The sequence below is a fragment of the Methylobacterium sp. V23 genome, from assembly GCF_002917135.1.
In the GTDB taxonomy this organism is placed as follows: Bacteria; Pseudomonadota; Alphaproteobacteria; order Rhizobiales; family Beijerinckiaceae; genus Methylobacterium.
In genome coordinates this window covers 32,816-44,930 of sequence record NZ_PDHT01000016.1, presented here as the reverse complement: position 1 = coordinate 44,930, position 12,115 = coordinate 32,816, and the positions used below count along the sequence as shown (strand labels likewise).

Here is a 12,115-nt window from a genome sequence, read left to right as displayed (position 1 = left end):
ATGAACATCGACGGGGCCGAGAACGCGAAGGCCGAGGTCTTCCTGGAAGCCTTTCGCTACGCACCAACGGCCAGCGCCTTCGCGGGCGATCAATCCGGACCAACCTTTGCCCCGCTTCCCGGGACCGAAGCCCACGCCGAGATTCTGCGCGCCCGGCGCGATCGCACGTTTCACCCGAAGGAGAAGGTCGCAGTCGGCATCCTGCGCTACGGACCGGACCATGCCCGCGCCTCGGACCTGAAGGTGGGATTGTTTCTCCAGCACCAGAAGCTGAGGCATCACCCTGTTGTCGAAGCCGCGCAACGGATTGCGAAGGGTGAGGTCGAGATCATCGTGACCGGTCGCGCCAGACGCCAGCTTGGCCCCGTCGTCAAACCCTGTCGGCCCCTTCTGATGGGGGAATCCGTCGGGCACGCACGTGTCACCGCCGGAACGATCGGGTGCTTCGGGATTGATCAGGACGGGGTCGTGGGCATTCTGTCGAACAATCATGTTCTGGCCGCAACGAATACGGGCCGCATCACGGACGTCATTCTCCAGCCCGGGCGGCGCGATGGCGGCCGGATCGGGAATCCGGCCCATGAGGTCGCCAAGCTGAAGACGTTCGTCCCGATTGATTTCGATCCAACGATGTCCAATCTCGTGGATTGCGCCTTTGCAGTCCTCGATCAGAACCAAGTTTCCGAAGCCAGCCGGGTCGGCCACACGATCCCAGGGGCCACCTCCTGGAGCATCGGGGCGATCGACGAGCTCGTCATGGAGCGCATGCCGGTCCGCAAGGTGGGGCGGACGACACGCTACACAGAGGGTGTGGTCGAGGCGATCGAGGTGGACAATATCCGCGTCCAGATGGTGAGTGGCGCACGTCCCAAGTTTGCGATGTTCAACAAGCAGATTGCAATCAGTGGTATGAAGGGTGCATTCTCGAAAGGCGGCGACAGTGGGTCTCTGATTTGCGCCGAGGACGGCAGTCCGATCGCGTTGTTGTTTGCCGGAACGGACGGGGGCGGACCGCGCGGCGGCGGCATCACCTACGGAAATCCGATCCGCACCGTTCTGGATGCCCTGGCCCTCGAGATCTACGTCCCCGCTGCAGGAGCGTGACATGGGCGACTCGCGTAACCGACTGCTGGCTTCGAAATCGGCGGCCGTCGCCGCCAAGGAAGCCTTCACGGCCCAGTACATCGCCGGGCGGGACGACTGTTCCGTCGGGCTGGGCGTGAATGCGCGCGGAGACGACTGGACCTTCAGGGTCTTTGCCGAGTCCGAGACGGCGGCGCAGGAATTGCCGAATCGTTTTGGAAGTTTCGCGGTGGAAGTCGAAGTCACCGGGCCGACCTTCGCCTTCAAACCCTGAAGCGTCCCAGCGAACCGGCCCGGATCGGCACAGATCTCGATCCCAGGGCCACCGTCAGCGGGCCCGCGGCCGGGAACGGACGCCGGCACGAGCGCAAGGCCCCGACCATCGGCTGGAAGGCAGCTTCGCCCTAACCGACCAGGCGCCATCCCGGGCATCACGGTGGTGGGGCCGCTCTCCGATGCGGTCCAGCTCGTCCAGACCTTCAGCGCCGCCCTCTTGAAACGCGCGCGCCACGTCGCGGCCGGGCGACGGCTGACGGCGTTCCTCGCCTCGGATCGGACCACGGACGCGATCCGGAGCACGGGCATGACCCCTTCCGGCACCCGCCCGGTGCCGTAGGCCGGCCCCGGGCTTCGCCTCGCGCCGCCCCGGCTTGGCCTGGCGGCGGCTCGAGCGCCCTAGCGCCGGCCCGGCTTGGCCATCCAGTCCGACCGGGTCGCGCCGATGGCAGCGCCGGAGGGCATGCGAGCGAACTCGGCCGCGCGGGCGTTGATCCAGCCGGCATGCTCGCCGGTGGGCGTCACGGCGGTGAAGCCGCCGCAGGCGGTGCGGGCCTTCCGGTCCTGGCGCATGGCGCCGCTGGACCAGCTGACCACGCCGACGATCTGGTAGCCGCCGGGGCCGCCGCGCAGGATCGGCCCGCCGGAATCGCCGAGGCAGGCGCCGGCGCCCGCCGTCTCGGCCATACGGCGGCGGTCGGTGACCACCGTGACCCGGTTGGCGACCTGCAGCGAGCCGATGGAGACGAGGTGGGCCTGGCGCAGGGTCCGGGCGGTGTTGCGCCGGTTCTCCGCGACCACGCCGAAGCCCGCGATGTCGACGGCGTCGCCAGTGTTGATGGCGCCGCCGCGGGGATCGAGGGGCTGGAAATCGTCGCTCAGGGGCTCGGCGAGCTTGATCAGCGCCAGATCGATGCCCGGCTGGTCCTCCGGCGTGGTGCCGGGCACGAAGTCGGGATGCATGGCGAAGGCGATCGCGTTGATGCGGCGCTGGCGAAAGGCCCGGTCGACCGCCACCACGCTGTAGCCGGCCTGGTGCATGACGCAGTGGGCGGCGGTGAGCACGAGGTCGCGGGCGATGAGCGTGCCCGAGCAGATCTCGCCCTGGGTGCTCTCGATCCGCACCACCGAGGCACGCAGGCCGTTGGGATCGCGCGACACCTCGCCGTTGATCACCGCGAAGGCCGGCAGGGGCGCCAGCGCGCCGAGGGCCGCGGCCAGCACTGCAGCTCCGAGCCGGAGGCGGGCGGGACGGGTCTGGGGGCGCCCAGCCTTGCCGGGGGCAGCCTGCTTGTTCGGGGCCGTCATCGTGTTGAAGGCAGCCTTGCGCAACGCGGTCGGCAACATCGTGTCTCTCCCGCGTCCGGCGATGTTCTGGACGAGAACGGCGTGGAGCCTATCGGAACGCAATGGCTCGGCCAAGCTCTGGTTCCGCGGACGTTTCGTCCCGCGGGATCCGCTCAGGCGCCGGACCAGAGCGCGGCGCTGCCCCAGCCCGACAGGGTCCGGTCGATCCAGTCGCGCTGCGGGCCGAGGAGGACGCCCTGGGAGACGCCGCCGCAGGCCTTGCCGGCGGCCCAGGCGGAGACGGCGAGGACGGCGGGCCCGACGCCGATCGGCCCGCCGGAATCGCCCTGGCAGGCGCTGGCGCCGCCGGGACCGGCCCCGAGCCAGACCAGGATGCGGCTCGGTCCGTGGGGCTCGATCACGCCGAGCTCGACGCTGCGATAGGTGCCCGTGCTGCGGGCGTCTCCGGCGGCGGCGACGCCGTAGCCGGACAGGGTCAGGCGCTCGCCGGCCCGCGGCATCGCGGCGCTGAGAGCGGCCGGCACGAAGCGGGCCGGCAGGGGGCTGGCCAGGCGCACCAGGGCAAGGTCGACCGAGCGCCGGCGGCCCGCCACCGCGCCGGCATCGTAGCCCGGATGGAGCGCGCGGGCGGCGATCTCGGCCAGCACCGGCGCGCCGGTCGCGTCCTTGTAGTGCACCCGGTGCTCGGCGCGGGCCGCCACGCAGTGAGCGGCGGTGAGCACCGCGTCCGGGGCCACGACGATGCCGGTGCAGACGCCGCCATTCGCGGACAGCACCATCACGGCCGAGCCCGCCGCCTCGGGGGCGGGGCGGCCGCCCACCACGGCGCCGGCCGGCCCGGAGACCTGCGGACCCAGAACCAGCAGGGCCCCCAGCAGGGACCCCGGCAGGATCAGGGATCTCAGCGAGGCGAGGCCCCCCGGCCGCGTCGCGCGGCGGGTCCGGCCAGCGTTGCGCGCCATCGCGATCCCTTTTCTGGACGGCCCCCACACGGAGACGACGATGACCCCACTACGCGTCGACAGCGCCTTCGTCGAGCCGGTGACGCTGGCGGAGATGCGCGGCGTCCTGCGCCTCGACCCGGATGACGGCGGCGCCGAGGATCCCCTGGTGGAGCGGCTGATCGCGGCCGCCCGGGCACAGGTGGAGGTGGCCACCCGGCGCATCCTGACGCCGGGGCGCTATCGGCTGATGCTCACGGCCTGGCCCGGCGACGGCTGGCTGCCCCTGCCGCTCAGCCCCCTGGTGGCGGTGGCGCGGGCGGGCCTCGTCGACCCCGGTGGCAGCGTCACCGACCTCGCCGCCGGGCTCGTCCGGCTCGGCCCGGACGGGATCGAGGCGCCGGGCCTCGTCATCGACCCGGCGGTGCCGGCCCTCGACCGGCGCGCCGCCCTGGTCGAGGTCGAGGCGGGCTACGGCGGCGCCGGGCCGCCGCTGCCGCCGGCCCTGGCCCAGGCGATCCGGCTCCTCGTGGCCCACGCCTTCGAGCATCGCGGCGACGGGCCCGGCGACGCGGGTCTCCCGCCGGCCCTCGCCGCCCTGGTCGCGCCGCTGCGGCGGATGCGCCTTTAGCGCCTCGCCCCGGAGATCTCCGCCATGCCCCAGCCCCTCACCCGCGTGCCCATCGGCGCGCGCCGCCGCCGCTTCGTGCTCGAACGTCCCGTGGAGACGCCGGACGGCTTCGGCGGCGTGGTGCGCCGGTTCGAGGCCGGTCCGCTGCTCTGGGGCGCGATCGAGCTCCTGCGCCCGGTCGACCGGCTCCGCTTCGGCCGCGCCGAGGCGGTCGCCACCCACCGGGTCCGCTTCCGCTTCGGCCCCACGGTCACGCCGGCGATGCGCCTCGCCAGCGGACCGCGCCGCTTCGCCGTGCGCAGCGCGGGCGATCCGGACGGGCGCCGGCGCGACCTCGTCTGCGAGGTCGCGGAACTGATGGCCGAGGAACGGATGGTCGAGGCCGACGCATGAGCCTCGCCCCCTCCCCCACCAGTCCGCTCCTGGCCCTGCGCGCCGCCATCCTGGCCTACCTCGCCACCGACGCGCCCCTGGCGCGCCTGATGGGCGGCTCCCTGCGCCTCGCCGACGAGCCGCCCCGGGGCGTCGCGCCGGTCTACGCCCTGTTCGGGGACGCCGAGATCCGCGACGATTCCGTCGACGGCGCCCGGCGCCACCGGCACGCCCTCGCCCTGACGGTCTTCGCCCGGCCGGGCTCGCTCCGCAGCGCGGTGGATGCCGCCGAGCGCATCGCCGACCTCCTGTTCGACGCGCCGCTCGCCCTCTCGGGCCACGCCCTCGTGCGCCTCGATCTGGAGGCCATCGCGGTGCGGCGCGATCCCGCCAGCGGCGAGGCCCGCGCCACCCTGACCCTGCGGGCGATCACCGAGCGCCTGTCCGCCTGAGTCCCGAACCCCGAATCCCGCCCCCGAATCCCGATCTCGGAGCCCCCCATGGCAGCGCAACGCGGCAAGGACCTGCTCATCCGCATCTCGACGGCCAGCGGATTTCTGGCGGTGGCGGGCCTGCGGGCCCGGCAGATCGCCTTCAACGCCGAGACGGTGGACGTGACGAACGCCGATTCCGCCGGGCGCTGGCGCGAGCTCCTGGCCGGGGCCGGGGTGCGCCGGGCCGCCCTCTCGGGCTCCGGAGTGTTCCGCGACGAAGCCTCCGATGCCCGCCTGCGGCAGGTGTTCTTCGACGGCACCCTGGAGACCTACCAGATCGTGGTGCCGGGCTTCGGCACCCTGGAGGGCGCCTTCCAGATCACCAGCCTGGAATACCGGGGGGATCACGCCGGCGAGGTGACCTTCGACATGGCCCTCGACTCGGCCGGCCCCCTCGCCTTCACAGCCGCCTGATGGCGAACCGCCGGCGCGGCGAGGTGGCCCTGGCCCTGGGCGCCGAGCGCTACACCCTCTGCCTCACCCTGGGGGCCCTGGCCGAGCTCGAGGACGCCCTCGGGGCCGCCGACCTCACCGACCTTGCCGCCCGCTTCGGCGACGGGCGGCTCAGGAGCCGCGACCTGATCGCGCTCCTCGGCGCGGCCCTGCGGGGCGGCGGCCACGCCCTCGACGCGGAGGCCGTCGCGGCCCTGCCGCTGGCGGGCGACCTCGACGCGATCGGGACGGCGATCGGCGCCGTGCTGGCGGCGGCCTTCGGCGAGGCCCCCGAAACCCCTTGAGCCCCACGGGCGGGACCGCGCCGGAGCCGCCCTCCGCCTTCCCGTGGGACGAGGTGCTGGCGCTGGGCCTTGCCCGCCTGCGCTGGCGACCGCGCGATTTCTGGCGCGCCACGCCGCGCGAACTGATGGCCGCCGCCGGCCTGACCGGGCCCCGCACCGCCCTCGACGGGGCCGCCCTGCGGGACCTGATCGCCCGCTTCCCCGACCCGACCTGATGCGAGGGACCCCGCCATGGCCGAGACCGACCCCGACCGCAGCACCGCCGCCCGCGCCCGGCAGCTGGAGACCCTCGACGGGCTCGCCCAGCGCTTCGGCCGGAGCCTGTCGAAGGCGCTGAGCCTCAATGTCGGGGCCGGGCGCCAGCTCGACAGCGTGCTCGGCACCCTGGCGACGAAGCTCTCCGGCATGGCGGCCAAGGCGGCCCTCAGCCCGGTCAGGGCCGGGATCACCCGGCTGGTGAACGGGATGCTCGGGGCGGGCGGAGCCGGCGCGGACGCGGCCTTCTCCGCCGGCGGAGTCCTGCAGCAGGGCCGGGTGCGCCCCTTCGCGGCCGGCGGCGTGGTGGCCGCCCCGACCTACTTTCCCATGCGCGACGGCCTCGGCCTGATGGGCGAGGCCGGGCCGGAGGCGATCCTGCCGCTGAAGCGCGGCAGCGACGGACGCCTCGGCGTCGCGACGGGCGGCCAGGCCTCCGCCCCGGTGACCATCCACATCGCCACCCCGGACCTCGAGAGCTTCCGCCGCTCGGAGGCGCAGGTGGCCGCCGGCCTCGCCCGGGCGGTGGCCCGGGGCCGGCGCGGCCTCTGAGGCGAACGGAGGAACGCACCATGGCCGACGACCCGCCGAGCGACTTCCACGAAGGTCCGCTTCCCCCTCGATGTCGCCCTGCGCGGCAGCGGCGGCCCCAGCCGCCTCACCGAGATCGTGACCCTGGCCTCGGGCCGGGAGCACCGCAACAGCCGCTGGGCCGATTCCCGCCGGCGCTACGATGCCGGCTTCGGCATCCGCACCCTCGACGCCCTGCACGCGGTGCTGAGCTTCTTCGAGGAGCGGCGGGGCCGGCTCTACGGCTTCCGCTACCGCGACCGCGTCGATGCCACGTCCGGCCCGCCCTCGCGCGGGATCGCGGCCACCGACCAGCTCCTCGGCCTCGGGGACGGGACCACCCGCGTGTTCCAGCTCGCCAAGACCTACGGCACCGGGCCCGCGCCCTATCGCCGGACCATCGCCAAGCCGGTGGCCGAGAGCGTGCGGGTGGCGGTGGACGGCGTCGCGGTGCCGGCGGCCCAGGTCGCCTGCGAGGCCGCCACCGGCCGGCTCACCTTCGCGGCCGACGCCGTGCCGGCAGTGGGCGCCCGGGTGACGGCGGGCTTCGCCTTCGACGTGCCGGTCCGCTTCGACACCGACGACCTCACCGTCGACCTGTCCGCCTTCGCCGCGGGGGAGATCCCGCGGGTGCCGCTCATCGAGATCGTGCCGTAGCCGGGGCGAACCGCAGCGGCCAGGCGCCCGGGCGCCGGATCACGGTGCGGGGCGTGAAGCGCCAGAGGCGCTCGGCGCCGGGAAGCTCCGCGAGATCGGGGGCGTCGAGGACCACCTCGGGCCGGCCGGTCATCTGCAGCAGGTCGCCGGTCGCGAAGTCGACGAACAGGAGCCCGGCCCGCGGGTTGGCGAGCATGTTGCCCAGGGTGTTGAAGAACCGGTTGCCGGAATAGTCCGGCACCGTCAGGACCCCGTCGGCCCCGACCCGGACGAAGCCGGCGGGGCCGCCGCGATGCGAGACGTCGACCTGACGGCGGCCGTCCGCGCCGACGGCGTAGCTCGCCACGAACAGCGTCTCCGCCCCCGCCACCAGGGCCCGGGCCTGCGCGTCCAGGTGGTGCGACCGCTGCGGGGCGGCCGGCGCCGGCGGGACCGGTTCGGGATCCGTCCGGACCCGGATGTATTGCGGGCAGTTGCCGAAGCTCTGCGCCACGCGGATCGCGAAGCCGTCCGGCCTGTCGCGCATCACCGTGCCGTTCAGGCGGTTGCGCCGCCGCGTGCCGAGATCGATCCCGAGGAGGCCGAGGGCGGCACCGTCCGAGAGCCCCGCCTCGGCGGGATCGTCGGGCTGGGGCGCCCCCCGGACCCGCAGGTGCGCGGGGTCGGGCGCGTCGAGGAAGCCCGGCGCCCCGGTCCGCACCGTCGCCCAGGCCTCGCCGTCCGGGTCGACCGTCCCCAGCACCACGTAGGGCAGCTGGCGATAGAAGGCCTGGTGCTGCTCGATCAGGTGGTCGCGGATCACGCGGGGGCCGAGCTCGGCCATCCGCTCGGCGACGCCGACCCGGGCCTGGAGGGCGGTCTCGCCCGCGTGCCAGGGCGGGGCGGGACGGATTTCCGTGGGCGAGCGGGAGGGGACGTCGGTGGGAGACATGTTTGTTCTCCTGCGGAAAGGGTGAGGGTCAGGCGGCGCGCAGCCCTGCCGGCGTCTGCGGGAACGGCACGAAGCCCGGCAGGGCCTCGATGCGGGCGAGCCAGGCGCGGACGGCGCCGTAGGGGGCGAGGTCGACGTTCCCCTCGGGGGCGGCGGCGACGTAGCTGTAGAGCGCCACGTCCGCGACGGTGGGGTGGTCGGCGGCGAGCCAGGACCGCCCGGCGAGCTCGGCCTCGAGACGACCGAGGATGAAGTGGGCCCGGGCGATGACCTCGGCCGCGTCGAAGGCGGCGCCGAACACCGTGATCAGGCGGGCGGCCGCCGGGCCGAAGGCGATGGGGCCGGCCGCCACCGAGAGCCAGCGCTGCACCCGCGCCGCGCCGGCCGCGTCCTCCGGCAGCCAGTCGGTGCGGCCGAGGCGCTTGGCCAGGTAGACCAGGATGGCGTTGGAATCCGGGACGACCGTCTCGCCGTCGACGAGCACCGGCACCTGGCCGAACGGATTCAGCGCGAGGAAGTCCGGCGCCCGGTGCTCGCCCCGGGCGAGGTCGACCTCGGCGATGGCGCAGGGCTGGCCGACCAGGGACAGGAACAGGCGGGCCCGGTGGGCGTGGCCGGACAGGGCGACGTGGAACAGCTTCATGGCAGGTCTCCTCGGGGACAAGGGCGGCACCCGAGCCGGGCGCCGGCGTCATCCGCATTCAAGACCATCACCTGCCTGGGCAGAATACGCTTTCCCTGCAAGCCACCGTTCCACAGAATGGAATAATCGGGAGTGGCGGAGGGCGGCATGGATCGGTGGCAGGCGATGCGGGTCTTCGTCCGCGTGGCGGAGGCTGGGGGCTTCGCCGAAGCGGCACGCCAGCTCCCCATGAGCCCGCCGGCCGTGACCCGGGCGGTGGCGGCCCTCGAAGCGCGGATCGGGGCGCGACTCCTGACCCGGACGACCCGCTCGGTGAAGCTCACCGAGGCGGGCGCGCGCTACCTGGAGGATTGCCGGCGCCTCCTGGCGGAGATCGCGGAGGCGGAGGCCGCCGCGGCCGGCTCCTACGCGACGCCCTCCGGCACCCTGACGGTGACGGCGCCGGTGCAGTTCGGACGCCTCTACGTGCTGCCGGTGCTGACCGAATACCTGGCGCACCACGCCGCCGCCTCGGCCCAGGCGCTGTTCCTCGACCGCGTCGTCAACATGATCGAGGAGGGGGCCGATGTGGGCGTCCGGATCGGCCCCCTCGCGGATTCCGGCCTCGCGGCGATCCGGGTCGGCACCGTGCGCCGGGTGATCTGCGCCGCGCCGGACTACCTCGACCGGCACGGGACTCCCGGGACGGCGCGGGACCTCGCCGACCATGCCCTGATCGGCTCGGCGAGCCTGGGTTTTGGGAGTCTGGGTTTTGGGAGCGCTGCGCCGCGGCCGCGGCTGACCTGCAACACCATCGATTCCGTGCTGGCGGCAGCCCTGGCCGGCCAGGGCCTCGCGCGGCTCCTGTCCTATCAGGTCGCCCCGGCCGTGGCGGAGGGGCGCCTGCGCCTCGTCCTCGACGATCCGGAAGCGGCGGCGATGCCGGTCCACGTCGTGAGCCCCGAGGGGCGGCGGGCACCCGCCAAGGTGCGGGCCTTCATCGATCTCGCGGTGGCGCGGCTCCGGGCCGACCCGCGGGTCAACCCGGCCCGCGCCTGAGAATCCCGCCGGCCGGACCGCCTGCCGAGGAGCCTAGACCATGCGCGACCTGCCCCCCGACCTCGCCGCGCATCTCGCCGGCGGGGCGACCACGCTCTGCCATTGCTGGGCCCTGACCCGGCGCGACGGCGCCCGCCTCGGCTTCACCGACCACGACCGCGACCTCCGCTTCGGCGGCCTGACCTACGCCGCCCGCTCCGGGCTGGAGGCGGCCGAGGCCAGCACCGAGCTCGGCTTCGCCATCGGTGGCGGCGAGGTCGCCGGCGCGCTCTCGGCGGTCGGGCTCACCGACGCCGACATCGCCGGCGGGCTCTACGACGCCGCCGCCGTGGAGACCTGGCTGGTCGACTGGCACCGGCCCGAGACGCGCCTGCTCCTGGCGATCGGCACGGTGGGCGAGGTGCGCCGGGCCGGCACCGCCTTCGTGGCCGAGCTGCGCGGACTGATGGACCAGCTCGACGCCGAGCGCGGCCGGACCTACCGCGCCACCTGCGGGGCCGACCTCGGCGATGCCCGCTGCCGCGTGGACCGCACCGACGCCCGGTTCGCCACCACCGGCACGGTGCTGGCCGTGCCGGAGCCCGGCCACCTCGCCGTCGCCCTGGCGGGGTCTTTCGCGCACGGGTGGTTCGCCGGGGGGCGCCTCGCCTGGATCGGCGACGGCCAGGCCGGACAGGAGGCCGAGATCCGCGACCAGGCCGGCGCGACGGGGACGATCCGCCTGGAGCTCTGGCAGGCCCCGCCGCGCCCGGTGGCGCCGGGCGACCGCTTCCGTCTCACGGCCGGCTGCGACAAGCGCCTCGCCACCTGCCGCGAGAAGTTCGCCAACGTGCCGAATTTCCAGGGTTTTCCGCACCTGCCGGGCAACGACTTCGTGCTGCGCTCCGCCCCCGGCTCCGGCCCGGGCCTCGACGGCGGCAGCCTGTTCCGGTGAGGCCGCCATGACGTTTGAACCGATGACATCCGATTCGATGACCTCCGAGACCATGACCCCCGAGACGATCGTCACCCTGGCGCGGACCTGGATCGGCACGCCCTATCGTCACCAGGCCTCCCTGAAGGGCGTCGGCTGCGACTGCCTCGGGCTGCTGCGCGGGGTCTGGCGCGAGGCCCTCGGCCCGGAGCCCGAGGCGGCCCCGCCCTACGCCGCGTCCTGGGCGGAATCCGCGCCGCCCGGCCGCGATCCCCTGGCGGAGGCGGCCGGGCGCCACCTCGTGCCCGCCGCGGGTCCGCCGCGGGCCGGCGACGTGCTGCTGTTCCGCTTCCGCGCCTCCCTGCCGGCCCGGCACTGCGCCCTCGCCACCGGCGCGGGCACGATGATCCACGCCCATGACGGCGCCGCCGTCACGGAAGTGGCCCTGACGCCCTGGTGGCGCCGCCACCTCGCCCACGCCTTCCGCTTCCCGGGCGTGGGGGGTGGGGCCTAGCCGACGAGGTCGTCGATCGTGGCGGACAGGACCTCGGCAATCCGGCGCAGCGTGTCCACGGTGCCCTCGCGCTTGCCGGTCTCGATCTGCGACAGGAAGGGCTGGGCGATCCCGGCGGCCTCCGCCAGGGCGCGGGCCGTGAGGCCGCGGTGCTCGCGCCAGACGCGGATGCGGTTCTCCCCGCCGAGGATGCGGTCCACCATCGCGGAGGGCAGCAACTCCTCCTCGCCGGCAGCGAGCCGGCGGCGGAACTCCCCGACCGCGAGGCGGTCGGCATTGTCCTCGGCCGCCTCGCTCAGGGCACGGAAATCGGCCTCCGACAGAACGACCAGGCGCTCGCCGGCCGGGGTGACGATGGTCTGGGCGTTCATGGGTGAGAATCCATCAGGGGTGGAAATCCGTTCCGACAGTGTCCCATTCGGCAAGCTCATTCGTAGGCGCTGCCCCGAGGGGCGACCCGGATCACGGCGAGGATCTCGCCCTGGTCCGTATAGAGGACCCGCCAGTCGCCGACGCGCAGGCGAAAGACTCCCGGCTCGCCCTTGAGGGCCTTCACGTTGTTGGCCTGGGTGGCCGGATCGGCCGCCAGCAGGGCGATCTTGGCGCAGATCATCGCCGAGACGTTGGCCGGCATCCGGCTCAGCGTCTTCAGAGCCGCCTTGCTGTAAGCGATCCGTTTCACCTCCGAAACATAGCATAAAGCTATATCGTCGCAAGGGTGACATCGCCCCGACGTCTCAGCCCTCGCCCCC

At 74.0% G+C, this 12,115-nt stretch carries 19 protein-coding genes; 13 read left to right on the top strand and 6 right to left on the bottom strand.

Annotation, left to right across the window (positions count from 1 at the left end; all coding sequences use genetic code 11):
- Nucleotides 1-1,104 carry a hypothetical protein gene (locus tag CRT23_RS16125; protein WP_103710501.1) on the top strand — a complete coding sequence of 368 codons (1,104 nt, stop codon included), beginning with the start codon at nucleotides 1-3 and terminating at the stop codon, nucleotides 1,102-1,104.
- Nucleotide 1,105: 1 nt separating this feature from the next.
- Nucleotides 1,106-1,357: a hypothetical protein gene (locus CRT23_RS16120; RefSeq protein ID WP_103710500.1), complete on the top strand. Its 252-nt coding sequence runs from the start codon at nucleotides 1,106-1,108 to the stop codon at nucleotides 1,355-1,357.
- Between the two features lie 401 nt (nucleotides 1,358-1,758).
- Here CRT23_RS16120 and CRT23_RS16110 read toward each other — a convergent pair whose 3' ends face one another.
- Nucleotides 1,759-2,706 (bottom strand): trypsin-like serine protease, encoded by a 948-nt coding sequence (locus CRT23_RS16110; RefSeq protein WP_245436289.1) that lies wholly within the window; start codon nucleotides 2,704-2,706, stop codon nucleotides 1,759-1,761.
- Nucleotides 2,707-2,819: 113 nt separating this feature from the next.
- Complete coding sequence (locus CRT23_RS16105) at nucleotides 2,820-3,629, bottom strand: trypsin-like serine protease (protein WP_103710498.1); 810 nt, start codon at nucleotides 3,627-3,629, stop codon at nucleotides 2,820-2,822.
- Nucleotides 3,630-3,669: 40 nt separating this feature from the next.
- Here CRT23_RS16105 and CRT23_RS16100 point away from each other — a divergent pair, with 40 nt between their 5' ends.
- The 8 genes from CRT23_RS16100 to CRT23_RS16065 all read left to right on the top strand — a co-directional run bounded on the left by CRT23_RS16100 (nucleotide 3,670) and on the right by CRT23_RS16065 (nucleotide 7,324).
- A complete protein-coding gene (locus CRT23_RS16100) occupies nucleotides 3,670-4,239 on the top strand; it encodes a hypothetical protein (protein ID WP_103710497.1) in 570 nt (189 codons plus the stop codon).
- 24 nt (nucleotides 4,240-4,263) lie between these two features.
- Nucleotides 4,264-4,632, top strand: a complete 369-nt coding sequence (locus CRT23_RS16095; RefSeq protein ID WP_055945977.1) for a head-tail adaptor protein — start codon at nucleotides 4,264-4,266, stop codon at nucleotides 4,630-4,632.
- Nucleotides 4,629-5,063 carry a DUF3168 domain-containing protein gene (locus CRT23_RS16090; protein ID WP_103710496.1) on the top strand — a complete coding sequence of 145 codons (435 nt, stop codon included), beginning with the start codon at nucleotides 4,629-4,631 and terminating at the stop codon, nucleotides 5,061-5,063. The genes CRT23_RS16095 and CRT23_RS16090 overlap by 4 nt, the downstream gene beginning before the upstream one ends.
- A 48-nt stretch (nucleotides 5,064-5,111) precedes the next feature.
- Nucleotides 5,112-5,519, top strand: coding sequence for a phage major tail protein, TP901-1 family (locus CRT23_RS16085; protein ID WP_055945983.1), 408 nt, complete (start codon nucleotides 5,112-5,114; stop codon nucleotides 5,517-5,519).
- A complete protein-coding gene (locus CRT23_RS16080) occupies nucleotides 5,519-5,842 on the top strand; it encodes a gene transfer agent family protein (protein WP_103710495.1) in 324 nt (107 codons plus the stop codon). Before CRT23_RS16085 ends, CRT23_RS16080 begins: the two co-directional genes overlap by 1 nt.
- Nucleotides 5,839-6,057, top strand: a complete 219-nt coding sequence (locus tag CRT23_RS16075; RefSeq protein WP_055945989.1) for a phage tail assembly chaperone — start codon at nucleotides 5,839-5,841, stop codon at nucleotides 6,055-6,057. Before CRT23_RS16080 ends, CRT23_RS16075 begins: the two co-directional genes overlap by 4 nt.
- A gap of 16 nt (nucleotides 6,058-6,073) precedes the next feature.
- A complete protein-coding gene (locus CRT23_RS16070) occupies nucleotides 6,074-6,649 on the top strand; it encodes a phage tail tape measure protein (protein WP_103710494.1) in 576 nt (191 codons plus the stop codon).
- Nucleotides 6,650-6,727: 78 nt separating this feature from the next.
- Nucleotides 6,728-7,324: a DUF2460 domain-containing protein gene (locus tag CRT23_RS16065; protein WP_103710493.1), complete on the top strand. Its 597-nt coding sequence runs from the start codon at nucleotides 6,728-6,730 to the stop codon at nucleotides 7,322-7,324.
- On the opposite strand, the gene CRT23_RS16060 is transcribed toward CRT23_RS16065, so the two are convergent.
- Both CRT23_RS16060 and CRT23_RS16055 read right to left on the bottom strand, forming a co-directional pair.
- The gene (locus CRT23_RS16060) at nucleotides 7,305-8,255 is read right to left on the bottom strand and encodes a pyridoxamine 5'-phosphate oxidase family protein (RefSeq protein WP_103710492.1); all 951 of its coding nucleotides are present in this window, start codon (nucleotides 8,253-8,255) and stop codon (nucleotides 7,305-7,307) included. The genes CRT23_RS16065 and CRT23_RS16060 overlap by 20 nt on opposite strands.
- Nucleotides 8,256-8,283: 28 nt before the next feature.
- Nucleotides 8,284-8,898 carry a glutathione S-transferase gene (locus CRT23_RS16055; protein ID WP_103710491.1) on the bottom strand — a complete coding sequence of 205 codons (615 nt, stop codon included), beginning with the start codon at nucleotides 8,896-8,898 and terminating at the stop codon, nucleotides 8,284-8,286.
- A 147-nt stretch (nucleotides 8,899-9,045) separates the two neighbouring features.
- Here CRT23_RS16055 and CRT23_RS16050 point away from each other — a divergent pair, with 147 nt between their 5' ends.
- Genes CRT23_RS16050 through CRT23_RS16040 form a run of 3 tightly spaced genes read left to right on the top strand, consistent with a single transcriptional unit; the run spans nucleotide 9,046 to nucleotide 11,363 of the window.
- On the top strand, nucleotides 9,046-9,936 hold the full coding sequence (locus CRT23_RS16050; protein WP_103710490.1) for a LysR family transcriptional regulator: 891 nt from the start codon (nucleotides 9,046-9,048) through the stop codon (nucleotides 9,934-9,936).
- 40 nt (nucleotides 9,937-9,976) lie between these two features.
- Nucleotides 9,977-10,870, top strand: a complete 894-nt coding sequence (locus CRT23_RS16045) for a DUF2163 domain-containing protein (protein WP_103710489.1) — start codon at nucleotides 9,977-9,979, stop codon at nucleotides 10,868-10,870.
- A 22-nt stretch (nucleotides 10,871-10,892) separates the two neighbouring features.
- Entirely contained in the window at nucleotides 10,893-11,363 is a 471-nt protein-coding gene (locus CRT23_RS16040) for an NlpC/P60 family protein (protein WP_245436287.1), read from the top strand.
- Here CRT23_RS16040 and CRT23_RS16035 read toward each other — a convergent pair.
- Together CRT23_RS16035 and CRT23_RS16030 are read right to left on the bottom strand one after the other, a co-directional pair.
- The gene (locus tag CRT23_RS16035; protein ID WP_103710488.1) at nucleotides 11,360-11,734 is read right to left on the bottom strand and encodes a helix-turn-helix transcriptional regulator; all 375 of its coding nucleotides are present in this window, start codon (nucleotides 11,732-11,734) and stop codon (nucleotides 11,360-11,362) included. The genes CRT23_RS16040 and CRT23_RS16035 overlap by 4 nt on opposite strands.
- A 56-nt stretch (nucleotides 11,735-11,790) precedes the next feature.
- Nucleotides 11,791-12,045: a type II toxin-antitoxin system RelE/ParE family toxin gene (locus CRT23_RS16030; protein WP_103710487.1), complete on the bottom strand. Its 255-nt coding sequence runs from the start codon at nucleotides 12,043-12,045 to the stop codon at nucleotides 11,791-11,793.
- Nucleotides 12,046-12,115 lie beyond the last annotated feature (70 nt).